Below are 25,448 nucleotides of genomic sequence, written 5' to 3'. Positions count from 1 at the left end.
CGAGGCGAAGCCGATGGCCCCACTGAACCAAAGCGAAGCCACCGGTTTGCCCGGCAGACCGTTCCGGCGAGCGCGTAGCGCGAGGCGGGAAGAATGACTGCCTTGTCACCAGCGCGGAATGTGCGGGAACACTGACTCCAGATGCACCACTACCCCCTCCAAGCCAGGAGACCCGCTTAAGAATTAGCGGTGTGAAGCCGCTTTCTTTTGCCTACTTTTCTTTGCGGCCGGCAAAGAAAAGTAGGTGCCCCCCGCACAGGGGGAACGCTAATAGACCAACAACAATTCAAGGAAAGGCCAACACCGCAGACACACAGACATAAGCGCCACACAGGCAAAAAAAACCAGGAAAGAACCCGCGCCACAGGCGCAAAACCCCACCGCCACGCGGACAAAAAAACAACTACTTCCGCAAGGAATCCAGATCAATCACAAACCGATACTTAACATCGCTCTTAAGCATCCTCTCGTATGCTTCATTAATCCCTTGCATAGGAATAACTTCAATATCAGAAGTAATCCCGTGCTCGCCACAGAAATCCAGCATCTCCTGCGTCTCGGCGATCCCGCCGATCAACGACCCAGCAAGCCGGCGGCGCTTGAAGATCAGATTGAACACTTGCGGCGACGGATGATCATGTTCAGGAGCTCCGACCAACGTCATCGTCCCGTCACGTCGAAGCAAATTCAAAAACGGATTCAGATCATGCGGCGCAGCCACAGTATTCAGAATGAGATCGAAGCTATTCAGATGCGCTTGCATCTCTTCCGGATTCCGGGAAATGACAACCTCATGCGCGCCAAGCCGCCTGGCATCCTCGATCTTCGAAGGCGACGTCGTGAACAACACCACATGCGCGCCCATCGCGCGGGCCAACTTCACGCCCATGTGACCCAGGCCGCCCAGGCCAACAATCCCGACTTTCTTGCCAGGACCGGCACCCCAGGTCCGCAGCGGCGAATACGTCGTAATGCCGGCGCACAGCAACGGCGCAACACCCGCCGGGTCGAGATTCTCCGGCACACGTAGCGTGAACGCTTCGTCCACTACCAATTGCGTCGAGTAGCCGCCGTAAGTGATCTGTCCGTCCACCCGGTCCACGCCGTTATACGTGCCGACGAAACCGTTCTCGCAATACTGTTCGAGACCTTCGTCGCAACTCGCGCACGTGCGGCACGAATCGACCAGACAGCCCACGCCCACCAGATCGCCTGCCTTGTATTTCGTCACGCCCGCGCCAACCGCGGTCACGCGGCCGACGATTTCGTGACCCGGCACGACCGGATAAACCGTGTTCTTCCATTCGTTGCGCGCCTGATGCAAATCGGAATGGCACACGCCGCAAAACAGGACTTCCATCCGCACGTCATGGGCGCGCAGTTCGCGGCGCCGAAGTTCGAACGGGGCGAGCGGCGCGGTGGCGTCGGTCGCTGCATAGGCATAAGTCGTGCTCATGGGTGACTCCAGCAAAGAGGGTGATGTCACAAGGCGCCGGCGATGGCGACACGCGTCGCCGATCCGGCCAATCCTTGTCAGGAACCGGATCACGGCGCCGGCGGCGGCCGGCAAATTCACCGAATGAGTGAATCGCCAACCGGGCCCGGCGCAGCGCGGAAAAAGATGATCCGACAGGGTTCCCATGATAGGAGCCGGGAGCGAGTCCGGGAATACCTGAATGTCTTGAAGATTTGCCTAAAACTCCTGGCGAGCAGCGCAGCGGGATGTTTGGTGCTAAATTTCAAGCACTATCCTCTCGTGCGTCACCATATCGTCATGTCCACACCCGCCGCTAAACCCGTCTCCGCCAATCCCGATCAGCAGCGTCTGGTCGCACTGTTCGATGCGCTGGCGCCCGTTGCGGGTGTCACGCGCTCCAGTCTGGAGGGCGTCAGTCTGCTACGCGCCAATCACCCGATGCAACGAAGGCCCGTGCTTTACGAGCCGAGTATCGTGATCGTCTGCCAGGGCCGCAAGCGCGGTTTCATCGGCGAGCAGGTGTTCCAGTACGACGCGCAACAGTACCTCGTCCTGTCGGTGCCGCTGCCGTTCGAATGCGAGACGGAAGCGAGCCCGGAAGAGCCGTTTCTCGGCATCTCGGTGCGCGTCGATCTGACCATGGTGGCGGAGTTGCTGATGGCGCTGAACGAGACGCAAGGCGCCGCGCAGAACGAGCCGCTCGGCATCTATTCGACGCCGCTCGATCCGGCCTTGAGCAATGCGGTGCATCGGCTGCTGGAAGCGTTGGCGTCGCCGCTCGATGCGCGCATTCTCGCGCCGGGGGTCGTCCGCGAAATCTGTTACCGCGTGTTGACCGGCGAGCAGGGCGATGCGATTCGCGCGGCGCTCACGCATCAGAATCATTTCGGCCGGATCGCGAAGGCGCTGCGGCGCATTCATGCCGACTATCAGGGCCAGCTCGATGTCGATACGCTAGCCGCCGAAGCAGGCATGAGCCTCGCCGTGTTTCATGCGCAGTTCAAGTCAGTGACATCGACATCGCCGATGCAGTATGTGAAGACCACGCGCCTGCATCACGCGCGTCTGTTGATGGTGCAGGACGGTTTGAATGCGGGTGCGGCCGCGGCGCGTGTCGGTTACGAAAGCGCGTCGCAATTCAGCCGCGAATTCAAGCGCCTGTTCGGTTTGAGCCCGGGCGAAGAAGTCAAACGCATGCACACCGCGCCCGAGGCGCCGCCGCGCGCGGTCAAGCCGGTTGCACGATACGTGACGGCCGTATAAACGAAGCACGCACTCGATCGGGATCTATAAACCGCTGAACCAGTTATACCCCTGGTCTTCCCAGTAGCCGCCGGGATTGGTGTTGGTGACGAAGATCGCCGCGATGTGCTTCGGATTCTTGAAGCCGAGCTTGGTCGGCACGCGCAGCTTCAATGGATAACCGTACCTGGCGGGCAGCGGCGCATCGCCGAAATCGAGCGTCAATTGGGTTTGCGGATGCAGCGCCGTCGCCATGTCGAGGCTCGAGTAATAGCGGTCCGCACATTTGAAGCCGACATAGCGCGCAGTCAGGTCGGCGCCGACGCGTTCGAGGAATGTGCGAAACGGTATGCCTCGCCATTGCCCAATCGCGCTCCATCCTTCAATGCAGATGTGGCGGGTGATCTGCGACGTCTGCGGCAACGCGCGCAGTTGGTCGAGATTCCACGTGCGTTTGTCCGACACCAATCCCGACACTTCCAGCTGATATGTCGAGCCGTCGATATCCGGCGCGTCGAACTCGGGGTAGAACGCGTTGAACGGAAAAGGGTTTGTGATCTCGCTCGCCGAATAGGTCGGCGCGAGCCTGTTACGGTCGAAGAGCCACGCCTGCACGCGATCGTTCCAGTGCGACATGGCCCACAGCACCTTGTCGACCGAATCGCCGTCCTGCATGTTGCAGCCGGACAGCATCGCGAGTGCGCCGATCGACAGCGACGAGCGCAGGAACAGACGCCGCTGCAAGCGCTCGATTTGCGGCTGATGGTCGGCCAGAACGACGCGCTTTTCGCGCGCGCCTGCTGGTTTGGATGTGCTCATGTTTGAGTCCCTTCGTGCGCGGCGTGTTTGGCGCGGCCGGTCAACATCGGCAGGAGCGTGCGCGGCACCAGCAGCACCAGCGCCAGATGCACGGCGACAAACCCGACCACGCCCGCCATCGCGACAAAATGCACGCGCCGCCCGAAATCGAAACCACCGAATAGCACAGTGAGCCACGAGAACTGCACCGGTTTCCAGATCGACAGTCCCGAGGCGACCAGCAGCACGCCGAGCAACAACACGAACAGATAGAGCGCGCGCTGCACCGCGTTATATGTGCCGGTATCGTGCGGCAGCTTGAATTGCATCGCCAGTGCCGCATCGCGCACGACATCGCGCGGACGAACCGGCAAGAGCTTGCGGCGGAAATGCCCCCGGCCGACGCCGTACGTCAGATAGAGGAGGCCGTTCGCGCACAGCAGCCACATCGCCGCGAAATGCCATGCAATCGAGCCGCCCAGCCAGCCGCCGACGGTCGCCCATAGCGGAAATCTGAACGGAAAGAACGGCGACGCGTTATAGATCGCCCAGCCGCTCATCACCATGCAGACCATCGCAAACGCGTTGATCCAATGCGTAATTCGTACGACGAGCGGATGAACGACAAGGCGCTTTTGTGGTTCGGACATGGTGGACGATGCTAAACGAAGCCGACGAAGTCGGAGAAATCGGCAGCCGCGTCGTGAGCAACGGGGGACGCGGCCGTTCGAATAACCGGTCAAGCCGTATTACATCGGCGGCGTCAGACCGTGCTCACCCGCGGAGATGAAGTTCGCCGCCAGCGAACCATCGGCTTCCTTGTGCGCGAACAGCACGACTTTCGCGCCCGGTACCAGCAATGAGCGATCGCCCGCTTCGAGGTTGACGATCGGAACGTCTTGCGGAATCACGATCTTCTTCTCGCCGTCCTTGTACTTGACGGTGATCGTGCGGCCATTGCTGACCACCAGCGAGCCGACGGTGCCGTTGGTCATCGTGCTGTTCGAGCCCAGATCCCACGGGCGGTGACCCTCGCCGGAGCCGCGCATGCTGGCCGGGAATACGTGCACTTCGAGCGCCTTCAGCGTGCCGTCGGCTTGCGGGACGGCGGCCGTGCCGACATAGCTGTCCGGCTTGATATCGCTCACGTTGGCGATCGCGACGCCGCGGATCGGCGTGTCTTTGGCGAGCTTCACGTCGACGTCTTTGCCGTCGCGCGTGTGAACCTTGAGCAGATCGCCCGAAAGCGACGTGATCGTGCCGCGTACGCCGGTGGGCGCGGTGTTCTGGGCTTGCGCAGCCGGTCCTGCCGCAAGCAGGGCGCCGGCAACGAGTGCGGGGGCGACGATGGCGCGCAGTGCCTGCGCGGAAACGATCTTCATGAATCTGCTCCTGGGTGGTGAGGGACAGGGGCAGGTTAGGCGAGCGGTTGGCTCCGGCGAGTGACAGACGGATGACAAAAACGTCATGAACGGCGCGCGGCGCACACGTAGAATGATCGCCATATCTACGTCCAACGCCCGGCGATCAGCGCCCGGGCTGGAGCATTCAGCATCATGAGCATTCTCGTCATCGAAGACGATCCGAAAACCGGCGACTACCTGAAGAAGGGTTTGCGCGAAAGCGGCTACGCGGTCGATCTCGCGCGCACCGGCACGGATGGCCTGCATATGGCGCTCGAACACTCTTATGACCTCGTGGTGCTGGACGTGATGCTGCCGGGCATCGACGGTTGGGAAATCATGCGCACCTTGCGGGCGCGGCACGATTTGCCGGTGATTTTCCTGACCGCGCGCGATCACGTCAGCGACCGCATTCGCGGCCTGGAGCTCGGCGCCGACGACTACCTCGTCAAGCCGTTCTCGTTCACCGAACTGGTGTTGCGCATCCGCACGCTGCTGCGCCGCGGCGTGATCCGCGAGCACGACGTGTTCGAGGTCGCCGACCTCAAGCTCGACGTATTGCGCCGCAAGGTAACGCGCGAAGGCGTAGAGATTCCGCTCACCAACAAGGAATTCATGCTGCTGCATCTGCTGGTGCGGCGGCAGGGCGAAGCGCTGTCGCGCACCCAGATCGCGTCCGAAGTGTGGGACATGAACTTCGACAGCGACACCAATGTGGTCGACGTTGCGGTCAAGCGGCTGCGCGCCAAGATCGATCACCCGTTCGAAAAGAAGCTGATCCATACGGTGCGCAGCATCGGCTACACCTTCGGCGACGGCTCATGAAACTGTGGACCGGGCGTTCGCTGACGGCCCGCACCACGGTGCTGTTCGCATCGATCGCGTGCGTGGTGATCGGCACACTCGGCGCTTATTTCTATCACTCCGCCGAAGTGTCGTTGCACCAGCGCGCCGACGTGGTGCTCACCGGGCGCGTCGAGCATTTCAGCCGGATCGTGCGCGACCTGTACTCGGTCAGCGAATTGAAGAGTCGGCCCTTGCTGTTCGAAACCATGCTCGGCGCCGAAGAGGACGTGCTGCTGTTCCGCAAGCCGGGCGAAGCGCCGTTCATCGACGTCAACCCGGGCAACGTCGCGGTGCCGCCATTGCAGGCCGGCGCGGCGGGTCAATTGCCGACCCCCGCGGACATCCGTCAGACCGTGCTGCCGGACGGCGTGCCGGTGCATTGGGCGATCGCCAGGACCCGGGCGCGCGAGGACGGCACCGAAGTCGAAGTCATCGCCGCGCATCCGATGACACATGAAATGCAGATGCTCGCCGCGTACCGCAATCGCATCGTGCTGGCGACGCTGACCGGCATGCTGGCCGCGACGCTGCTGGCCTACTACGTGCTGCGCCGCGCCTTGCGGCCGGTGCGCGAGATCGCCGCACGTGCGGCGCAGATCAATCCGACGAGCCTGTCGGTGCGACTCGACAGCGAGGCCGCGCCGGTCGAATTGCGCCAGCTCACGCATGCCTTCAACGCCATGCTCGACCGTCTCGCCGATGGCTATCAGCGCCTGTCGCAGTTTTCCGCAGATCTCGCGCATGAAATCCGCACGCCGGTCGGCGCGTTGATCGGCCAGACCCAGGTCACGCTCGCAAAACCGCGCGAGCCCGACGAGTACCAGCAATTGCTTGAATCGAATCTCGAGGAACTGAACCGTTTGAGCCACATCGCGGAGAACATTCTGTTTCTTGCGCAGGCGGATCATGCGACGTTGTCGATCGAGCGCGAGGCGGTCGATCTGCACGCTGAACTCGTCAGGATCGCAGACTATTTCGAAGGCCCCGCCGACGAGCGCGGCATGCGCTTCACCGTCGACGCCGAAGGCATGGCGTCGGTCAATCCGATGCTATGCCGGCGTGCGATCAACAATCTCGTCGTGAATGCGGTGCGATATGGCGCGTGCGATACGGTCGTGCGTTTGAGCGGCGTGCAGGACGAACGGGGCGCAATCGTGACAGTCGAAAACGACGGTGAGCCGATTCCCCGCGAGCAGCTGGACCGTCTGTTCGATCGCTTTTATCGCGCCGATGCGGCGCGCAGCGAGTTCACCGAATCGAACGGGTTGGGGCTCGCGATCGTCAAGGCGATCATGCATCTGCATGGCGGCAGCGCGCGCGTAGTGTGTCCGGTGCCGGGCGTCGTGCGCTTCGAATTGCGCTTTCCGCGCGTTTAGATGGCGCTTGGTCGGCGTTTTGTTGGCGTTTAGTTCGACGGCTGCTTGGCTGCCGGCGCTTCCGGCTCGTGACCCCCGGTTGCGCTGGCTCCGCTTCAGACCTTCTTCAGATAGGCCGCCTTGAGCATGAAATTGCCAGCGTCCATCTTGCAGTCGACTTCGTGATCGCCGCCGACAAGACGGATGCTCTTCACCTTGGTGCCCATTTTCAGGGTGATCGACGAGCCTTTCACTTTCAGGTCCTTGATCAGCACTACGGCGTCGCCGTCGGCGAGCGTGTTGCCGTTGGCATCTTTGATGACGCGGTCGTCGGCGTCGTCAGCGACGGCGGCGTTCGTCATCGGCCATTCGTGAGCGCAATTCGGGCAGACGTAGTTGTCGCCGTCCTGGTAAGTATTTTCCATGCCACATTGGGGGCAGGCGGGGATCGTCGACATGATTTTCTTTCCAAACCGCAGCTTGCCGCGGACAAATTCAAGGCTGGAGATTATAGCGGACGCGCTCGCGGCCGGCCCCGTTCTGCGAGCCCGCGACCGCGGTCGTGCCCGTGCCGCCTATACTTTCCTGAGCGGTCGGCGAGCCGGCACGTTGCATGGCGCTTTGCGAAGTCAGGCAGAGCGAATCCGCTGTTTGCGCGTGGTCACAACAGGAGTCGCATCATGGTCAAACTTGCTTTGTTCGTTCGTCTGGAGGCCAAGCCCGGCAAGGAGAAGGATGTCGAGGCTTTTCTGCTCAGCGGTTTGCCGCTCGTCGAGGACGAGCCCGCCACCGTCGCATGGTTCGGCCTGCGCCTGGGGCCGTCGACGTTCGGCATTTTCGACGCGTTCCCGGACGAAGCAGGCCGGCAGGCGCATCTGTCCGGCGAGGTAGCCGCCGCGTTGATGGCGAAGGCCGGCGAGCTGTTCGCCGCGCCGCCTACGATCGAAAAGGTCGATGTGCTGGCGGCTAAATTGCCGGGCTGACATATCTTTCGACCAGCTGACGATGCGCGGCGCGGGCAGTGTGCCACGCCGCGCCGACGATCCACGTTCCAGCGCTCAGTCGCCCAGTGCGCCTGAACCCTGCTGGCTCGTATAGTGCGCGCGCTTTTCCTCATACATCAGCAGATCGGCGCGCTGCACACCGGCTTCGAGCCGATCGCCACGCTGGCAGGTCGCCGCGCCCATCGAAAAGCTCAGCAGCGTGCCCGGATAAAACTGATTGTTCAGATCGACCAGTTGGCGGATCGCATCGATCATCGCGGCGCCGCCGCGCTCGTCGGTATCCGGCATCAGGATCGCAAACTCGTCGCCGCCGATGCGCGCCGTATGGAACGGTGTATCCATCGCCTTGGCGAGCACCTCGCCGGCGCGCCGTAGCAGCGCATCGCCGGCGGCGTGTCCGAGTTGATCGTTCACGCGTTTGAGCCCGTTCAGGTCGGCCATGATGATCGTCACCGGCCACGGTCCCTTGCGCTCCAGCCGGTTCAGTTCGTCCACGTAGAAGGAGCGGTTGCGCAGTTTGGTCAGCACGTCATGCTTGCCGAGAAATTCCAGATACGCCTCGGCTTTTTTGCGCGCGGTGATGTCGGTAAGGGCGACCAGCACCAGGTCCCATGCGTGTTCGTGACCGGGCAGCACCGAAAATTGCAGGTGCACGTGCACCTCGTTGCCGTCGAGCGAATAGTTGAGCACCTCGCGCTGCTGGAATAGCTTGCCGTCCCACAGGTCGATCAATTGCTCGCGGAAATGCGGGCGCATGTCGTCGCGGAATACGTCCGGCAGGCGCGCCAGCAACGTTTTTTTGTCTTTCGCCGCGAACATCTCCAGCGTGTGCTGGTTCACGTCGAGCACGTGAATTTCCTGCATGCAGCGCTCGACAAACTCGGGATGCACGTCGGTGAACACGCGAAAATCGCTGATGCCGGCCGCGCGTGCTTCGTCGAGCAGGCGCTTGACCGCGCTGAAATCCTCCACCCACAGCGATACCGGCGAATGTTCGAACAGGCCACGCACATACTGTTCGGCAAGCGTGACGCGATGCCGCGCGCCTTCCAGTTCGGTAATGTCTTCGACCGAAACGAGCACGCGGTCCCAGCGTTGTTCGTGGCCGGGCAGCACAGCGCCCTTGAGGAGTACGTCGAGCCGTCGTCCGCCGAGCGTGTAGTTGACCGTCTGACTCGTGAACTGCGATTGCCCGGCCCACAACTGGCACAGTTCCTCGAGGTGGGTCTTCAGCATATCGTCGCGAAACACCGCGGCAAGATTGCCGTTGAGCGCCGCGAAGTCGGCGGCTTCGAATTGCGTGAGCGTCTTCTGATTGACCTTGATCACGCGAATGCTATGTGCGCATTCGGCGACGCGGGCCAGGTCTTCGGCGAAATGCGCGCGCAGATCCGTGACGCCTTGCGCCCGCCAGGTGTCGAACAACGCGCGAACGCAGCTGAAGTCTTCGAGCCAGAGCGAGACGGGCGCGAGTTCGAACATCCCGGAGTCGTCCCCCAAGGGGACTTCCTTCGGGGCGCCCCCCAAGGGGACTTCCTTCGGGGCGTCGTTGGCGGGCACTGGGCCGCGCGGAAGGGTATCCAGCATGAGGGTCCCGTGGTCGGAGTTCGGGCCATTTTAGGACGGCTTGGGCTCGGGTTGCAGAAAGACGCGTCACGAAGCGCATTTGCGTTGCTCCACCCAAGATAATAACGGCGCGATGGCGGCGGACTTTAGACGGCTGAAAACGGCTGAAGACGGTTGATGCGCGAGGCCCCAGGCGGGCTATGTGCGCTCGCGATGCCGGTCAGCGCGCCGGCGTACGCCTTGTTAAACTCACGCCTGTTGCACGTGCTGTCCAAACCTCCCGTTAATAAAAAACGCGTCCAGGTCATGAAGCCATCCCTGCTGGTTCTGATTCACTTGAACGAAGCGAGCCGCGCCAGTGTCGAGGCCACCTTCGACGCCATCTACGTGCCCGATTCCACCCAGCGCGCCGCCGCGATCGCGCAGCGCGGCGACACCGTCCGTGCCGTACTCACCAACGGTACGATCGGTCTGACGGCGGCTGAAATCGATCGGATGCCGCAGCTCGAATTTGTCAGCGCGCTCGGCGCCGGCTTCGAAAATCTGGCTATCGACCATGCCCGCTCGCGCGATATCGTGCTCACCAATGGCGCCGGCACCAACGATCATTGCGTGGCCGACCACGCCTTCGCATTGCTGCTGGCCGTGGTGCGGGACGTACCGCAACTCGATCGGGCGACCCGCGACGGTATCTGGCGCGACGTGCTGCCGATGCAGCCAAACGTCTCCGGCAAGCGGCTCGGTATCGTCGGGCTCGGCAACATCGGCGAGAAGATCGCGCGCCGCGGCGCCGGTTTCGACATGGACATCGGTTATCACAACCGCAAGCCGCGCGAAGGCTCGTCGCTGCGCTATTTCGACAGCGTCGTGGGTCTCGCGCAGTGGTGCGATTTTCTGGTAGTGGCGACGCCCGGCGGCGCCGGCACGCATCATCTGATCGGCAAGACCGTGCTTGAGGCGCTGGGGGAAAGCGGCTTTGTGGTCAACGTCTCGCGCGGCAGCGTGGTGGATACGGCCGCGTTAGCAGCAGCGCTGACCGCGAGGGCGATTGCCGGGGCGGGGCTCGATGTCTACGAGGGCGAGCCGCATCCGCCCGAGGCGTTGCTGGCGCTGCGCAACGTTGTCTTGACGCCGCATGTGGGCGGCCGCTCGCCGGAAGCGATCACGGCCTCAGTGGACAATTTTCTGGCTAACGCGAAACGGCATTTTGCGGGCGACGCGGTATTGACGCCGATCTGAAGCCGCGTGCCGTGCTCCGGCGCGCGTTGCACGCTCACCCACACGCGCCGACTTCGCCGCAGGCGGTGCAAAAATCGCAACCGTCCTTGCGGATCACCGCGTTCGCACCGCACGAGCCGCATTTGCGTCCGAGCATGGTGTGCAGGCCAAACGTGCCACCGGATTGCGCGGAAGCTTCTTCAGCGTCGCCCGCATGAGGGCGTATGCCGAAATCCGCCAACAGCGCGGTTTCGGCCTTCATCTGCCCACGTGGCAGGCGGGCGAGCATGCGCGACGGCACCTGATTGCCTTCGGCGTCGAGAAAGCCGCGCCGATGCAGAATCTGCTGGATTGCAAAAGCGAGCGCCGCGACTTCCGAATCGTGCCAGCGCGGCGTGCGATGACCGTCGAGCCGTTGCACCTCGCCGAGCCGGACCTGCCCACGATCCCACGAGACCTTGCGCATATCCTGCAAGTTACGCGCGACAAAGCCGCCACGCGCGGCGAGCGACAGTGAGCGCATCGTAGCGGTGATCCATTGCTGCGACTCGTCGCGTTGACCGGTCGGAATGAAGAACTCGATAGGGCGCTCGATCGTGACATCTTCACCGCCGAGCCGTCCCGTCACTTCAATGAACGACACCGCCACGTACAGCGACTTTTTGCCGGCTTGCGTCAGATACTCGACTTTTTCGATGATCGCCGGCAATTCACCCTTAGGCCGATGATCGATCGCGATGCGTAGTGGATCGAGATCCATTTCGGCCAGGGTGTCGTCCGCTTGCTGCGGGCTCACGCTGAGCACCGCGCCGAGCGTTTCGTTGGGACGGTATGTGGCGAGGCCCTTGAGCCCGCCTTTCCACGCGTCGAAATAGAGGCTTTCGAACGCTTCGAACGGATAGTCCGCCGGCACGTTCACCGTCTTCGAGATCGACGTATCCACGTAAGGCTGCACGGCGGCCATCATGTCGAGATGGTCACGCGCCGACATTTCGAGCGCGCTGACAAAATAGTCCGGCAACGTTTTGACATCGCCGCCGAGTTCGCGATAGAGCCGATACGCATAGTCTTCGACGTCGAACGATTCGCGGCTGCCGTCGGCCATCACTTTCATGCGCGTGTAGGTCCACGAGAAGGCGGGTTCGATGCCGTTCGACGCGTTGTCCGCGAAGGCGAGACTGACGGTGCCGGTCGGCGCGATCGACAGCAAATGACTGTTGCGGATGCCGTCGCGGCGGATGGCGTCCTTGATGTCGTCGGGCAGACGCGACGCGAACGTGCCTGCTTCCAGATAGCGCTCGGCGTCGAACAGCGCAAACGCGCCGCGCTCGCGCGCCAGGTCCACCGACGCTCGATATGCCTCGTCGCGCATCAGCCGTGCGACGCGCACCGCGAAATCGCGTCCTTCCTGCGAGTTGTAGCGCAGGCCGAGCATCACCAGCGTATCGCCGAGCCCGGTGAAGCCCACGCCGATACGCCGCTTGGCGCGCGATTCGTCGTATTGCTGCGGCAGCGGCCACAGCGTGACGTCGAGCACGTTGTCGAGAAAGCGCACTTGCGTGCGCGTGCGTTGGGCGAGCCCGTCCCAGTCGAAGGAAGGCTTACCGCCGTTCATTTGCGCGAACGGATCAAGTACGAAACGCGTGAGATTCAACGGCCCGAGATTGCAGCAGCCGTACGCCGGCAGCGGTTGTTCGCCGCACGGATTGGTCGCGCGGATGGTTTCGAGCGCGCGCAGATTGTTGTCCTCGTTCATGCGCGACATGAACACGATGCCCGGCTCCGCGACATCGTAGGTGGAGCGCATGATGCGATCCCAGATTTCGCGGGCCGGCTTCTCGCTGTAGACCCACAAGCCGTCGTCGCGTTGCCGCACGTCGCCGGCGGCACGCAACGCGGGCGATGGCTCTGCGCGATGGACGAGCTGCCAGGCTTGATCTTCTTCGACTGCGCGCATGAATTCGTCGGTGACCGCGACCGACACATTGAAATTGTTCCAGCGGCCTTTCGAATGTTTTGCCTCGATGAATTCGAGCAGGTCGGGATGATCGCAATCCAGCACCGCCATTTGGGCGCCGCGCCGCGAGCCGGCGCTTTCGACGGTGCGGCATGACGCATCGAACACGTCGATATAGCTGCACGGTCCTGACGCCGACGAACTGGTGGTGTGAACGCGCGCGCCTTTGGGCCGGATCGCGGAGAAGTTATAACCGACGCCGCCGCCGCGGCGCATCGTTTCAGCGGCTTGCAGCAACGCCACGTAGATGCCGGGCAGGCCTTCCTCGTCGACACCCTGAATCGAATCGCCGACCGGTTGCACGAAGCAATTGATGAGCGTGGCTGCGATACCGGTTCCGGCCGCGCTCATGATGCGGCCGGCGCCGAGCGCGCCGTGACGCAGATTGTCGACGAAGCGTGCTTCCACCGATTCGCGCAGCGCTTCCGGTTCTGCCTGGGCAACGCCGTGGGCGACGCGTTTGAATACGTCGTCGGCCGATTGCTCGTCGCCTTTCGCGTATTTTTCGAGCAGAACGTCGAGGGAGAATTGTTGCGGTGCAACGAGTGGAGCAGCGGGCGCCGCTGCCACCGCTACGCGGGTTTCGGGGGTGTCTTCTGCCATGGTGTGGCCTCTAACGGCGCTGCGGGGGCTGCGGCGCGATGGGTGGAATTGCGGGTCACTATAGCGCGACCAATGGCGTGGTCAGGGTGACTTGCCGCAATGAGGCTCACAGTAACGCAGGCGGCGGGCGTGACGCAAGGTCGCAAATTTGGGGAATTTGCCTGGTTTTGTTTGTCCTGCCGGCGAGGGTGTCTTTGTGCCTGCGGCGTTGATCTTTCCTTGATTCGATATTGGTTGACGCCAGAAAGAACAACGAGAAAAAAACAAAAAATCAAACTTCATCCGCGAGAGCGCACAACACCTCAGCCGAAATCATTGCCGAAGCATTAGAAGGCGCTGGCCGCTCAGCCGGTTTGAAAACAGCATCTCCGCGGCGAATCTTCCGCCGCGACACGGCGCAGGTACCGGAGGTATGCGCCGAGCGCCGGCGCCACCGCTGCTCGCCATAATGGCAGCGCCCAGGCTCGACCCAGCGGATCACCAGCGTCGTGTCGGAGCGCTCGAGAATCTCGATGCGTACGCCATTGGCACCGTCAAGGGGGATGGACTCTATGGTCATCATGGTCGGCTCCGTAGTGTGGTGCGCCGAATGTAGTCCCACGCGCTCCGGATAGCCATTCCGCGACAGTCGAAACACTGTTCTCGAATTAGCAACAATGAAACTTGACATTCGCATTCACACGAAACGACGGGGCTTCGCGGGCATGGTCGAGTCAAATTTTGCGATAGCGCGGATTTTTGCAACGCAGTGTTGTACGCAGTGCGACGAGAGGAGCCGTGCGTAAAGGGCGCCGACTCTTCCTTTAAGATGTGGATATTGTCGAGCGACCGTGCAAATGAAAGTGTAGCGGGTTTGCATTTTTCCGGTCGGCTCGCGCACATATCGACAAGAGGTCACATGATTTCACTCCCCCCGGCGGCTCCGCCCGAATCGCCGACACCCAGTTGCCTGAAAAAGCAGAAGGCCGCGTCGCTCGTGTTGTACATCGCACTGGTGCTGCTGGCGTTATGGGTCGTACGGGACTTCATCGCAGTGGTGGCCTGGGCGGGCGTCATTGCGATCGCGCTGTGGCCGCTGTTGCGCAAGGTGGAGGGAAGCCGCTGGTTCGCCGGCCGCACCACGCTGATCGCCGCGCTGTTGACGCTCGCGATTGCACTGCTGGTGGTGCTGCCGGTCGGCATCGGCATCGCACAGGCGTTACGCGAAGCACGCGACCTGTCGGACTGGTTCAGCGCGGCGCAGGACAACGGCATCGCGATGCCGAGCTTCATCGAGCGTTTGCCGTTCGGCGTGCAACAGATTTCGGCGTGGTGGCAGGCCAACCTCGCTCAACCGTTACGCGACTCGGCGGCAATGAAAGGCCTGCATAGCACCGCGGTGATGACGCTCGGGCGGCACTTCGGCGCGCGCGCGGCGCACGGCGTGATGGTGTTCGCGTTCATGCTGGTCACGCTGTTCGTGATTTTTCAGGCGGGGCCGCATCTGTCCGGCGCGATTCTCAAAGGTGTGCGGCGCGGCTTCGGCGACGACGGAGCGCACCTCGTCGAGCGCATGGCCGCGGCGGTGCGCGGCACGGTGTCAGGGCTGGTGGTAGTCGGATTCGGCGAGGGCGCGTTGATCGGCATCGCCTATTTCGTCACGGGCTTGCCGCATGCCGCGCTGCTCGGGCTCGTCACGGCGATCGCCGCGATGCTGCCGTTCTGCGCGCCGATCGCGTTTTTCCTCGCGGCCTTGTGGCTGTTCGTGCAAGGCTCGGTTGCCGCGGCCATGGGGCTGGTGGTGTTCGGCTCTGTCGTGGTGTTTATCGCCGAGCATTTCGTGCGGCCGGTGCTGATCGGCAACTCGACGCGTTTGCCCTTCCTGCTGGTGCTGTTCGGCATTCTCGGCGGCGCGGAGACGTTCGGGCTGCTGGGCCTGTTCATCGGGCCCGCGCTCATGACCGTGCTGATGGTGCTGTGGACCGATCTCGTGCAATAGTTGCACGCCGGCCGGTTGCCCCGCGATCAGCAACGACACCCGATTCGCCAGCTCACTTTTCCTGATCGTGCGAAGCCGGCTTCACGCAGCCGAGCGTGTATTTCAGCGCGGCCGGCAGCAATGCGCTCCACACCTCCCAGGTGTGACCGCCGCCGACGATGCGCAGCGCCGCCGGATTGCCCGCCAGCCGAAGATGCGTGTAGAGCGACGAGGCGTCGGCCTGGATGGCGAGGTCGTCGTCGCCGGCCGCGATGAACATGGGCAGACGGTAGGGACGGCTCATATAGCGCTCCCATTGCGCCGGATAGTTGAGCGCATGCCAGACCCGCGGATCGAACTGCCGGTCGCCGAATACGCCGACACGGCGCGCCGCCGAAGCAAGCGGCGGCTCGGTCGCATAGATCGCGGGGCTCAACAGCAGCACGCCGCAAAAACGCTCGGGTTGCGTCATCGCGTAGCGCAGCGCACCGAAGCCGCCCATCGACACCCCGCCGATCATCCGTCCGCCACGCTGCGTCGCGACCGCGTAGTGCGTTTCAACCTCGGGCAGCAGATCGTCGAAGAAGGCCGTCTCGATCTTCTCCTTGCGATCGACGTACCAATCCGTGCCGCCTTGCGGCATCACGATCGCGACCGGCGGCATCTCCTTGCGCTCGATCAGCGCGTCGGCGGTGGTTTGCAGATTGCCTTGCGTGACCCAGTCGTCGGCATTGCCGTTATTGCCGTGCAGGAGATACAGCACCGGGATGCGGGCGGCGTCGTGGCGATAGCCGGTCGGCAGATAGATCGTATAAGCCCAATCGCGATCGAGCGCGTCGGAATGGAAAGTCCGGCTGATGACAGTGCTGCCGATAGCCGGCGCGCCGACGGCGGCGCACAGGACAAGCAGCGTGGTGTGAAGAAGTAAGCGCATGTCAGTGTAGGAGGCGACGGCGCAAGTCGCGCGCGGCCATGATGCTATCAGTATCGGCAGTGGGCGCCGACGGTGGCGACGGCAGTGGGCGCAGGCAGTGGCGACGTCAATACGGCGAGCGATCGCAGGCGCGAGGCGTGGCTCTCAGGGCGAAGTGTCCAGGCGCCAGGCAGCGAGCCGGGCAAGGAAGCGCGTGAACGGCTCCGACGCTTTCGCGACAGCGAACAAAGCGCCCACCGCGAACGCGTCCGCAAGGAGACCGAGCGGATAGTTCAGATAGCCGTCGGTGGCCGCATACAGCACCGAATCGACGACCAGCGAAATCACCGCGCCGGCGATAAAGCACAACAGCCCCTTGCGGCCAATCATGCCGACCCACGGCAACCATTGCGCGAGCTGCTTCGCCCAACCAAGCTCGATCAGGTTCGCGACCAGCCAGGCAATCGCGAGGAAATTCACCGCGCGCAGGTACGAGAGATTCTGCTTGAAGATTCCGTCGAGCGGCTCGCGTTCGATAAAGAGCTTGTAGTACGCGGCGGCCGCGACCACGGCAAGCGCCAGCATGCTGACCAGCCAACCCGAACGGTGCGCGCTGACCCGCTGATAAACCGGCTGGCAACGCGCCAGCACACCGAGCACGAACAGCAGTTGCCAGGCGAACGGGTTGAAGTCCCAATGAGTATCCGGCGCGGCGGGCAGATAGGCGTCAATCGCCGGGGCGCCGGCCCACAACGCGACGCTGCCCGCCAGCAACAGCCACGGCTGGTTGCGCGCGAGCGGCAGAATCATTGGCACCAGCAGGGCGAAGAACGCGTACATCGGCAGCACCGAAGCGAGATACGGCTGACGGCGAAACAGCAGGATGTCGCGCAAGGCAGCCACGGGCGCGTCGATCAGATCGTCGAGATCGGTGGTGGCGAGATTGGGCCCGTCGATGCTGAACGCGGTGAGCACGGCGCTGACGAGCAGCATCAAGCCGGCCGTGACAAGGAACGCGCGATAGATTTCCAGCGACCGCCGCAAGAAGCGGCTGCGCGCGATCGCCTCGGTACGCCGTTCGGCCAGCGCCGCGTAGGCGGTCGCGGTAGCGAAGCCGCCGAGGAACACGAACACTTCGGCGGCATCGCATAACGCGTACGCATGCAGCGTGACGCGCGACAGGATGCTGCCGCCGATATGGTCGACGACGATGATCAGTAAAACCAGCCCGCGAAAAAAATCGAGCTCGATGAGACGGGATTGCGACTTTTGCATTGTGTGGTGCCAGGTCATGCATCAAGCGGCCCCATGCGACGGCGCGCTAGTCCAAGCGCGGCGGGCGTCTCACAAGGCTTTGGAATTGGATTGGTGCTGCGGCGGACGGCCGCCCCGCAGATGGCCGCCCCGCAGATGCGCGACCCGCGTCGCCGCTTTCAAGCCGGCACACAAGGCGCGGCTGCAGGGGCAGAAAAAATGACTCGTTCGAATACGGGGAGTTCCGTTGCGGTGCCGCAAAAATTTTCAATTATATTTCTTTGGATGACAAAAACGCCTGCAGCTATGCAGTGCCAGCCATGTCCATCGGACGGCGGGCTCAAGCGTGGGCGGCGCGGCCCCGTTTACCTGAATATGTGCCGCTGCAACAGCCGTCCATCAGCGCTCGTGGAGATTTCGCAACGTTTTGAGATATGGAAGCGACACCCGATAGACGGCAGCCTATCGGCGTGTGAGGATTTCTTTAAATTGGGTCGGGGTTGATAAAGGCGTTATCAGAGCGTCATAAGAAAGCGGTCGGGTCGAGTTATCCCATTGCTCGAGTGCAGGGAGATCTTCATGAACAAGCAAGTGTTCGCGCTGGCTGTCTCCGCCGCTGTGTCCGTTACATTTGCCGTGCCCGGGTTCGCCCAGACCAGCGTGACCTTGTATGGCGTCATCGATGAAGGCATCAACTACACCAACAATGCCGGCCGCGGCCATGTCTATGAACTGGCAAGCGGCGATGCGCAAGGCAGCCGCTGGGGTCTGAAGGGCTCGGAGGAACTGGGCGGCGGGCTGAAAGCGATCTTCCAGCTGGAAAACGGCTTCGACGTCAATTCCGGGCGGCTCGGCCAGGGCGGCCGGATGTTCGGCCGCCAGGCCTTTGTCGGCCTGAGCGCGGAGCGATACGGCGTATTGACGTTCGGCCGCCAGTACGACTCGGTGGTCGACTATCTGGCGCAGACCACGGCCAATGGCAATTGGGCCGGCGCGCTGTTCTCGCATCCCTACGATAACGACAACACCGACAATACGTTCCGCCTCGACAATACGGTCAAGTACACCAGCCCGCAGATTTCCGGCTTCCAGTTCGGCGGCACCTACAGCTTCAGCAACGATACGAACTTCGCGAATAATCGCGCGTACAGTTTCGGCGGCCAGTACGCCTATGGCGGCCTGCTGGTGGCGGCCGCGTATCTGCAGGCCGACAACGCCGGCAACGGCTCAAACGGCGCGATCACCGCGAACGACGCCAGCTTCATCGCCGCCCGCATGCGCGTGTTCGGCGGCGGCATCACCTATACCTTCGGGCCGGCCACTGCCGGCTTCTCGTACAGCAACTCGAATTACCGGGACCCGACCGGCAACGGCTATCTCGGCGTCACGCCGCTGGTGCCGCCCGGCGTATTGCTGAACTCGCTCAAGTATCAGAACTTCGAAGTGAACGGCAAGTATCAGATCACGCCGATGCTGTTCGTCGGCGCACAGTACGTGTACACGATGGAAACCTATGACGCGTCGAGCGGCGGCGTGAAGCCGAAGATTCACTCGTTCGGCTTGATGGCGGACTACAACTTGTCCAAACGCACCGACGTGTACATTCAGGGCGGGTATCAGCGGGTCACCGGCGACTCGACGGATTCGATTCTCGACGACGCCTTTATCCCCGGCACCCAGGCACCTTCATCGACGTCGAAGCAGGTGGTGGTGCGGGCGGCGATACGGCACAAGTTCTAGCGGCGGGCGCGCGTCACACTTCGAGTGCGCGCCCCTGGTAGTCCGACAACCAGAATCCCGTGCTGCCGGTGCTGCACTTTACGCATCATCCGGTCGGCTACGTGCTGTATCAGGGGCAGTACTATAGCTAGCCCCGTCTGACTGGCTTGCGCCTACTGGGCGCAAGCCGTATTTCCCTCACGCTTTTGATCCGCGCTTGCCCTCGCTCCGGCCGCCGATTCAAGTTTTGGCGGCCTTTTGCCGTTAAAGCCAAGGTTTCATCCGGTCGTCGAGGCGGCGCTGTTGCCGGCCTTTACGACGATGTTCAGGCGCATTGTGCGACGCTCCAGCCAGCGACCGGCTGCGATACCGTGGGTAAGGTTTGTATCAGAGTGTTCGGCGCGGCGCGCTTTTTGCAAAATCGACTTTACAATTCCGCTGGGATTTTAATCGGCAATCTGGCCCTTTTCGCGGAAAATCGCCGGTTTTAGGCAACCCGCCGAGGCGGCAGGACTTGAATAAACGGCAGGGCATGGGTGGGCGCCGCACGAGGCGGCCTCGCCGGGTCGCATGGATCGCAGCGCGTCGTACGAACGCGCGCATCGCTTGCGACACGGCGGCATCCCGGCTCGCCAATGAATAAGGCAGGAGTCGAAGATGTCGGGAAAGCGTTTCGACAGAACAATAATGGCCAGTTTGGCCGGCGTGTGGGTCGCGCTGGCGGTCAGCGGTTGTGCGAATGTGGGACAGACGGGCGATGCATCCAGTGCATCGGCTGCTTCCGGTGCGGCGGCTTCGGGAGCCCCGGTGGCTTCGGCGACGCCCGCGTCTGACGCGGCTGCGGGCGCCGCGGTTCAGGCAACAGTCAATGACGGCGCGCCGCTCAAGAAGGCGCCACAGCTGGTGTATCGCGTTAAACGCGGCGATACGTTGGCGCGTATCGCGCAGCATCACAATTGCAGTGTCAGACAGTTGCAGGCATGGAATGGCCTGAAGCCGTCCTCGCGACTGAAGCGGGGGCAGGTGCTGCACGTCGCCTCGCCGGAAACGGTACGGGCGGCCAACGCGGCGGCGGCCGCTGCGAAGGCCGCGGCTGCGTCCACGCCGGCTGTGCCGCTCGCGGTGCAGTCATCATCGGCGCCGGCGGCGGCAGCCACGCAGTCGGCCGCGCCCAGTGCTGCAGATGCGCGCGAAGTCGCGCAGCAAACCATGCGGCACGCGAAAGGTGTCTCACTGGCATGGCCGGCGAGCGGCAAGGTCGTCGAGAGCTTCCAGGCCGGCGAAACGCGCGGCATCGAGATCGGCGGCAAGGCGGGCGACCCGGTGCGGGCCGCGGCCGACGGCAAAGTGATGTACGCGGGCACGGGTCTGAACGGCTACGGCAGTCTGATTATCGTCCAGCACAACAAGGACTTTCTAACCACCTACTCGCATAACCGCAAGCTGCTGGTCAAGACCGGCGACATTGTGGTGCAAGGGCAGCAGATCGCCGAGATGGGCGACGAAAAGAACTCGCGCGTCTCAGTCGGTTTCGAGTTGCGCCGCGATGGCAAGCCGATCGATCCGATGCCGTATTTGCCGCAAGGGCGCGGCTAAGCACAGCGTATTCAATCGAACCAACGGAGCGCCGCCGCGACGATCGCTTCGGGCGCATCTTCCTGCATCAGATGGCCGGCTTTGGGCACTGCCTGGAAACGCGCCTCCGGTATCGCTCCGGCTAGTTGACGGCCGCGTTCGAGCGGAATCCATTGGTCTTCTTCACCCCACAGGATTTGCGTCGGACAGCGCACCTGCGCATAGCGCGCTTCGACTTCATCGGTGTAGCGCTGATCCATTTGCGCAATCTGCCGGTAGAACGCGGGTTGCCCGGTTTCGCCGAGCCACGGCCTCACGTAAGGCGCAAGTTCCTCGTCCGGCATATCGCGTGCGATCGCGCCGCGCACATACGCTTTCACGACCGCTTCGTGGATAGTCGGCGGCAGTCCGGCGAATGCGTCGCCGTGCTCGCGCACGTGCCGCACGAATGGCGAACCCCACGGCGCAACGGCGACCGGATCGATCAGCGTGAGGCTGCGATAGTCGCAACCGTCGATCAGATGTGCACGCAACGAAGTCGCGCCGCCGAAATCGTGCGCAATGACGTCCGGACTCTTCAGTTGCCAATGCTCGAGCAACGCTGTCAGCAGCACGTTCTGCACGCCGAGCGACACGTCCTGGCCATCGCACTGTTGCGATTGGCCATAGCCGAGCAGGTCGTAGTAATAGACGGTGCGAATCTGCGCGAGATGCGGGGCGATGCGATGCCACACATACGAAGAAAACGGCGTGCCATGAATCAGCACCAGCGGCGGGCCGTTGCCGGTCACGTGAAAACGCACGGTTTGATCGCGGAACGTATAGCTTTCGGCAAGCGGCCAGTTTTGCATAGCGGTGAGGGAATTCGGGAGTCGAAGGCTTCTTCGGCTCACCTCGACGAAGCCGAAGCGAGCCAGGTAACGCAACCGGCTACTCGACGTCGACGCCGCGCAGTAGCTGCGCGACCTGGCCGTGGTGATGCAGGATCGCCGGATCGGCCTGCAACAGCGGCAGGTAGCGCGGCAGAAAAGCATTGTTGGGTTGCTCGGCCGAAAAGAGACCCGTGACCCCCACAACGGCGGCGAGCCGGTCGGCTTCATCGGCTTCCTTGTCGTCGAGAGTCTCATCGACGTTCGCGATGACGGTAGACAGCGGCGTGAGCCAGCGAAACGCCGAACCGTTGATGAGCACCTGCAGGAATGCCGCCGGCGTCACCGGGCCGAACTCCTTTTCATACGATGCGCGTTCGTGATCGAGAATCGCCTTATGCAGCGCCAATAGCGGCCTGCGAATCTCCGAGAGGAATTGAATGCTTTGCTGGTCGTTCATGGTGCCGCTCCTGTCGCGCTCCTGTCGGATAGTTCGGCCGGATCAAACCGGGTGATCGGATCGAGCCAGTCCCATCCTAACAAAATCGCTCAGTAATGAATTAAGAAGAATTAAGCAATCGCGCGAACTGCGTTGGCGCGAGCCGATAGGACGATGCTAATGCATTGATTTGAATCTCGTTTCAGCGTCAGTGCGCGGTGGAGCAGACCGTTTGCCGGCGCGCGAAATTGTGCGACGTGGCGGCGAACTTCTTTCGCGACGGCTACAATTTCCCAGTCCCTTCCGGCGCTCTCGCGCTGCGCATGATCTTCCGTTTCAATGCACACCAGCCTGACTGCGTATTAGTACAGCTTGTCGAATAAACGCGGCACGTCTTTGCGTTTTGGTTCAACGTCCCAGTCTAAATAGCCGGATAGACAATAAATCCCACTCGGAGCCGCCTATGACAACGCTCAACATCAACGGCCAGATTCATACCGTCGACGCGCCGCCCGACATGCCCTTGCTGTGGGTCTTGCGCGACATCGTCGGCTTGACCGGCACCAAGTTCGGTTGCGGTATTGCTCAATGCGGCGCCTGCACGGTGCATCTCGACGGCGTCGCGGTGCGCTCGTGCGTGCTGCCGGCGGCCGCGGTCGGCGACAGGAAAATCACCACCATCGAAGCGGTCGGCAACACGCCTGCCGGGCAGAAGGTCCAGCAGGCATGGCGGCAACTGGATGTCGTGCAATGCGGCTACTGTCAGTCGGGGCAGGTGATGTCGGCGGCATCGCTGCTGGCGAGCAACCCGAATCCCACCGATGCGGACATCGACGCCGCCATGGCCGGCAACATCTGCCGCTGTGGGACCTACAACCGCATCCGCGCGGCGATCAAGCAAGCCGCGAAGGGAGCCTGACCATGTCCCGGGGATTGCTCGATGCACAGAACGGCGCGCAGCCGTCGAAGGGTGGCGCAGGTGGCGCGGGTGGCATTACGCGCCGCACTTTCCTGAAATTCAGCGTGACGGTGGGCGCGGCGACGGGCGGCGGCCTGCTGCTCGGCTTCAGCATGCCGGCCGTCAGCCAGGACCAGAAAGCCGGCAAATCGGTGATCGGCGGCGACGCCGACGAAGCGCCGCAAAACGGCGTCTTCGCGCCGAACGCGTTCATCCAGATCGACACTGCGGGCAAGGTCACACTGGTGATGCCGAAGGTCGAGATGGGCCAGGGCGTCTATACGTCGATTCCGATGCTGATCGCCGAAGAACTCGAAGTGCCGCTCGACTCGGTCACGCTCGATCATGCGCCGCCAAACGAAAAGCTCTTCATGGACCCGCTGCTCGGCGGCCAGCTCACGGGCGGCTCGACATCGATCCGTTATGCGTGGGAGCCGATGCGCCGCGCCGGCGCGGCCGCACGTACCGTATTGATCGGCGCCGCCGCGCAGCAATGGCAAGTGGATCCGGCCAGTTGCCACGCGCAGGCGGGCCAGGTGATTCACGCGGCCAGCAATCGCAGTATCGGCTACGGGCAATTGGCCGATGCCGCCGCGAAACTGCCCGCGCCGCAAAACGTCAAGCTGAAAGACCCGAAGGATTTCAAGCTGATCGGCACGCCGGCCAGGCGCCTCGATTCGCCGGAGAAGGTCGACGGCACCGCGGTATTCGGCCTCGACGTGCGCGTGCCGGACATGGTCTATGCGGCGATCGCGAACTGCCCGGTGTTCGGCGGCACGCTGGTGAGCGTCGACGATACCAACGCGAAGAAGATTCCCGGCGTGCACCGGGTCGTCAAGATCGACAACGCAGTGGCGGTGATCGGCGACCATACGTGGGCGGCCAAACGCGGCGTGCAGGCGCTCGATATCAAGTGGAACGAAGGCGCGGGCGCCCATCTCTCGATGAAGCAGATCGTCGACGATCTCGCCAATGCGTCGCAACGCAATGGCGCGGTGGCGCGTAAAGAGGGCGATGTCGGCAACGCGTTCTCAAACGCGAAGACCCGCGTGGATGCGGTCTATCAGCAGCCGTTCCTCGCGCACGCCACGATGGAGCCGATCAATTGCACGGTCCACGTGCGGCCCGACGGCTGCGAGATCTGGCTCGGCTCGCAGGTGCCGACGCGTGTGGTGGATGCCGCCGTCGCCGTGACCGGTTTGCCGGCGGAGAAGATCGTCGTGCATAACCATCTGATCGGCGGCGGTTTCGGCCGGCGGCTCGAATTCGACATGGTCACCCAGGCGGTCAAGGTCGGCAAACAGGTGTCGACGCCGGTCAAGGTCGTCTGGACGCGCGAAGAAGACATCCAGCACGACATGTACCGGCCGTACTACTACGACAAGATCTCCGCCGGGCTCGACGCGAACGGCAAGCCGGTCGCGTGGCAGCACCGGATTGTCGGCTCGTCGATCCTGGCGCGTTTCGCGCCGCCCGCGTTCAAGGACGGCCTCGATCCGGATGCCGTCGAAGTCGCCGCTGACCTGCCGTACGACTTGCCGAACCAGCTGGTCGACTACGTGCGTCAGGAGCCGCACGCGGTGCCGACCGCGTTCTGGCGCGGCGTGGGCCCGACGCGCGGCACCTTCGTGGTCGAGAGTTTTATCGACGAACTCGCCGCGCAGGCCAAAATCGATCCGGTCAAATATCGTCAGGGCCTGCTTGGCAAAACGCCGCGCGCGCTGAATGTGCTCAACACCGCGACGCAGGCCGCGAACTGGGGCAAGGCTGTGCCGAAGGGCCAGGGGCGCGGCGTCTCGGTGATGCACGCGTTCGGCAGCTTCTTCTCGATGGTCGCGGATGTGACCGTCGAGAAGGGCGAGGTGACGGTGAACCGGGTGGTGTGCGCAGTCGATTGCGGGATGGTGGTCAATCCGAATACCGTCGAGGCACAGGTGCAGGGTGGCGTCATCTTCGCCATCACGGCGGCGCTCTACAGCGAGATCACGATCAAGGACGGCCGCGTCGAGCAGAATAATTTCACCGACTACCGGATGTTGCGCATCGATCAGACGCCGGACATCGAGGTGCATATCGTGAAGAGCAGCGAGGCGCCCGGCGGTATCGGCGAACCGGGCACGGCGGCGCTCGCGCCCGCTCTGGCGAACGCGATCTATGCGGCCACCGGCAAGCGGCTGCGGCAATTGCCCGTCGGCAGTCAACTGCAAACCGCCTGACAGCTTTGCATGGGATCGG

22 protein-coding genes are annotated in these 25,448 nt (G+C 62.9%); 10 read left to right on the top strand and 12 right to left on the bottom strand.

Annotated features, from left to right (window positions below; all coding sequences use genetic code 11):
* Window positions 1-403: 403 nt before the first annotated feature.
* Window positions 404-1,456 (bottom strand): NAD(P)-dependent alcohol dehydrogenase, encoded by a 1,053-nt coding sequence (locus SB772_RS04765; protein ID WP_410832124.1) that lies wholly within the window; start codon window positions 1,454-1,456, stop codon window positions 404-406.
* A gap of 318 nt (window positions 1,457-1,774) precedes the next feature.
* Between SB772_RS04765 and SB772_RS04760 the strand changes: the two genes are divergently transcribed.
* Window positions 1,775-2,740, top strand: coding sequence for an AraC family transcriptional regulator N-terminal domain-containing protein (locus SB772_RS04760; RefSeq protein ID WP_410832255.1), 966 nt, complete (start codon window positions 1,775-1,777; stop codon window positions 2,738-2,740).
* Between the two features lie 24 nt (window positions 2,741-2,764).
* On the opposite strand, the gene SB772_RS04755 is transcribed toward SB772_RS04760, so the two are convergent.
* The 3 genes from SB772_RS04755 to SB772_RS04745 form a co-directional block, all read right to left on the bottom strand.
* Window positions 2,765-3,538, bottom strand: coding sequence for a molybdopterin-dependent oxidoreductase (locus tag SB772_RS04755; protein WP_410832123.1), 774 nt, complete (start codon window positions 3,536-3,538; stop codon window positions 2,765-2,767).
* Complete coding sequence (locus SB772_RS04750) at window positions 3,535-4,167, bottom strand: cytochrome b/b6 domain-containing protein (RefSeq protein WP_410832122.1); 633 nt, start codon at window positions 4,165-4,167, stop codon at window positions 3,535-3,537. Before SB772_RS04750 ends, SB772_RS04755 begins: the two co-directional genes overlap by 4 nt.
* A 99-nt stretch (window positions 4,168-4,266) precedes the next feature.
* Window positions 4,267-4,899, bottom strand: a complete 633-nt coding sequence (locus SB772_RS04745) for a hypothetical protein (RefSeq protein ID WP_410832121.1) — start codon at window positions 4,897-4,899, stop codon at window positions 4,267-4,269.
* Between the two features lie 174 nt (window positions 4,900-5,073).
* Between SB772_RS04745 and SB772_RS04740 the strand changes: the two genes are divergently transcribed.
* A complete protein-coding gene (locus tag SB772_RS04740) occupies window positions 5,074-5,745 on the top strand; it encodes a heavy metal response regulator transcription factor (protein ID WP_410832120.1) in 672 nt (223 codons plus the stop codon).
* Complete coding sequence (locus SB772_RS04735) at window positions 5,742-7,142, top strand: heavy metal sensor histidine kinase (protein WP_410832119.1); 1,401 nt, start codon at window positions 5,742-5,744, stop codon at window positions 7,140-7,142. Before SB772_RS04740 ends, SB772_RS04735 begins: the two co-directional genes overlap by 4 nt.
* 95 nt (window positions 7,143-7,237) lie before the next feature.
* On the opposite strand, the gene SB772_RS04730 is transcribed toward SB772_RS04735, so the two are convergent.
* Window positions 7,238-7,579: a zinc ribbon domain-containing protein YjdM gene (locus SB772_RS04730; protein WP_410832118.1), complete on the bottom strand. Its 342-nt coding sequence runs from the start codon at window positions 7,577-7,579 to the stop codon at window positions 7,238-7,240.
* 222 nt (window positions 7,580-7,801) lie between these two features.
* Between SB772_RS04730 and SB772_RS04725 the strand changes: the two genes are divergently transcribed.
* Window positions 7,802-8,104 (top strand): putative quinol monooxygenase, encoded by a 303-nt coding sequence (locus tag SB772_RS04725; protein WP_410832117.1) that lies wholly within the window; start codon window positions 7,802-7,804, stop codon window positions 8,102-8,104.
* A gap of 75 nt (window positions 8,105-8,179) precedes the next feature.
* On the opposite strand, the gene SB772_RS04720 is transcribed toward SB772_RS04725, so the two are convergent.
* Window positions 8,180-9,712: a diguanylate cyclase domain-containing protein gene (locus SB772_RS04720; protein WP_410832116.1), complete on the bottom strand. Its 1,533-nt coding sequence runs from the start codon at window positions 9,710-9,712 to the stop codon at window positions 8,180-8,182.
* A gap of 285 nt (window positions 9,713-9,997) precedes the next feature.
* Between SB772_RS04720 and SB772_RS04715 the strand changes: the two genes are divergently transcribed.
* A complete protein-coding gene (locus SB772_RS04715) occupies window positions 9,998-10,930 on the top strand; it encodes a 2-hydroxyacid dehydrogenase (protein WP_410832115.1) in 933 nt (310 codons plus the stop codon).
* 34 nt (window positions 10,931-10,964) lie between these two features.
* On the opposite strand, the gene SB772_RS04710 is transcribed toward SB772_RS04715, so the two are convergent.
* Together SB772_RS04710 and SB772_RS04705 are read right to left on the bottom strand one after the other, a co-directional pair.
* A complete protein-coding gene (locus SB772_RS04710; RefSeq protein WP_410832114.1) occupies window positions 10,965-13,529 on the bottom strand; it encodes an adenosylcobalamin-dependent ribonucleoside-diphosphate reductase in 2,565 nt (854 codons plus the stop codon).
* A gap of 271 nt (window positions 13,530-13,800) precedes the next feature.
* Window positions 13,801-14,088 carry a DUF3331 domain-containing protein gene (locus SB772_RS04705; protein ID WP_341319474.1) on the bottom strand — a complete coding sequence of 96 codons (288 nt, stop codon included), beginning with the start codon at window positions 14,086-14,088 and terminating at the stop codon, window positions 13,801-13,803.
* Between the two features lie 339 nt (window positions 14,089-14,427).
* Here SB772_RS04705 and SB772_RS04700 point away from each other — a divergent pair, with 339 nt between their 5' ends.
* Complete coding sequence (locus SB772_RS04700; protein ID WP_410832113.1) at window positions 14,428-15,507, top strand: AI-2E family transporter; 1,080 nt, start codon at window positions 14,428-14,430, stop codon at window positions 15,505-15,507.
* A gap of 52 nt (window positions 15,508-15,559) precedes the next feature.
* On the opposite strand, the gene SB772_RS04695 is transcribed toward SB772_RS04700, so the two are convergent.
* Both SB772_RS04695 and SB772_RS04690 read right to left on the bottom strand, forming a co-directional pair.
* Window positions 15,560-16,420: an alpha/beta hydrolase gene (locus SB772_RS04695; protein ID WP_410832112.1), complete on the bottom strand. Its 861-nt coding sequence runs from the start codon at window positions 16,418-16,420 to the stop codon at window positions 15,560-15,562.
* A gap of 144 nt (window positions 16,421-16,564) precedes the next feature.
* Complete coding sequence (locus SB772_RS04690) at window positions 16,565-17,674, bottom strand: OpgC domain-containing protein (protein ID WP_410832111.1); 1,110 nt, start codon at window positions 17,672-17,674, stop codon at window positions 16,565-16,567.
* Window positions 17,675-18,232: 558 nt separating this feature from the next.
* Between SB772_RS04690 and SB772_RS04685 the strand changes: the two genes are divergently transcribed.
* Together SB772_RS04685 and SB772_RS04680 are read left to right on the top strand one after the other, a co-directional pair.
* Window positions 18,233-19,393, top strand: a complete 1,161-nt coding sequence (locus tag SB772_RS04685; protein ID WP_410832110.1) for a porin — start codon at window positions 18,233-18,235, stop codon at window positions 19,391-19,393.
* A gap of 636 nt (window positions 19,394-20,029) precedes the next feature.
* Complete coding sequence (locus SB772_RS04680) at window positions 20,030-20,968, top strand: peptidoglycan DD-metalloendopeptidase family protein (protein WP_410832109.1); 939 nt, start codon at window positions 20,030-20,032, stop codon at window positions 20,966-20,968.
* An 11-nt stretch (window positions 20,969-20,979) separates the two neighbouring features.
* Here the strand turns inward: SB772_RS04680 and SB772_RS04675 are convergent, their stop codons facing one another.
* Together SB772_RS04675 and SB772_RS04670 are read right to left on the bottom strand one after the other, a co-directional pair.
* On the bottom strand, window positions 20,980-21,798 hold the full coding sequence (locus SB772_RS04675; protein WP_410832108.1) for an alpha/beta fold hydrolase: 819 nt from the start codon (window positions 21,796-21,798) through the stop codon (window positions 20,980-20,982).
* A 79-nt stretch (window positions 21,799-21,877) separates the two neighbouring features.
* Entirely contained in the window at window positions 21,878-22,276 is a 399-nt protein-coding gene (locus tag SB772_RS04670; protein ID WP_410832107.1) for a hypothetical protein, read from the bottom strand.
* 442 nt (window positions 22,277-22,718) lie between these two features.
* Between SB772_RS04670 and SB772_RS04665 the strand changes: the two genes are divergently transcribed.
* Together SB772_RS04665 and SB772_RS04660 are read left to right on the top strand one after the other, a co-directional pair.
* The gene (locus SB772_RS04665) at window positions 22,719-23,174 is read left to right on the top strand and encodes a (2Fe-2S)-binding protein (protein ID WP_410832106.1); all 456 of its coding nucleotides are present in this window, start codon (window positions 22,719-22,721) and stop codon (window positions 23,172-23,174) included.
* Window positions 23,175-23,176: 2 nt separating this feature from the next.
* On the top strand, window positions 23,177-25,429 hold the full coding sequence (locus tag SB772_RS04660) for a molybdopterin cofactor-binding domain-containing protein (RefSeq protein ID WP_410832105.1): 2,253 nt from the start codon (window positions 23,177-23,179) through the stop codon (window positions 25,427-25,429).
* Window positions 25,430-25,448 lie beyond the last annotated feature (19 nt).

It is taken from the genome of Paraburkholderia sp. SIMBA_030, assembly GCF_046535245.1.
GTDB lineage: Bacteria > Pseudomonadota > Gammaproteobacteria > Burkholderiales > Burkholderiaceae > Paraburkholderia.
This window is presented reverse-complemented; position numbering and strand designations above follow the sequence as displayed.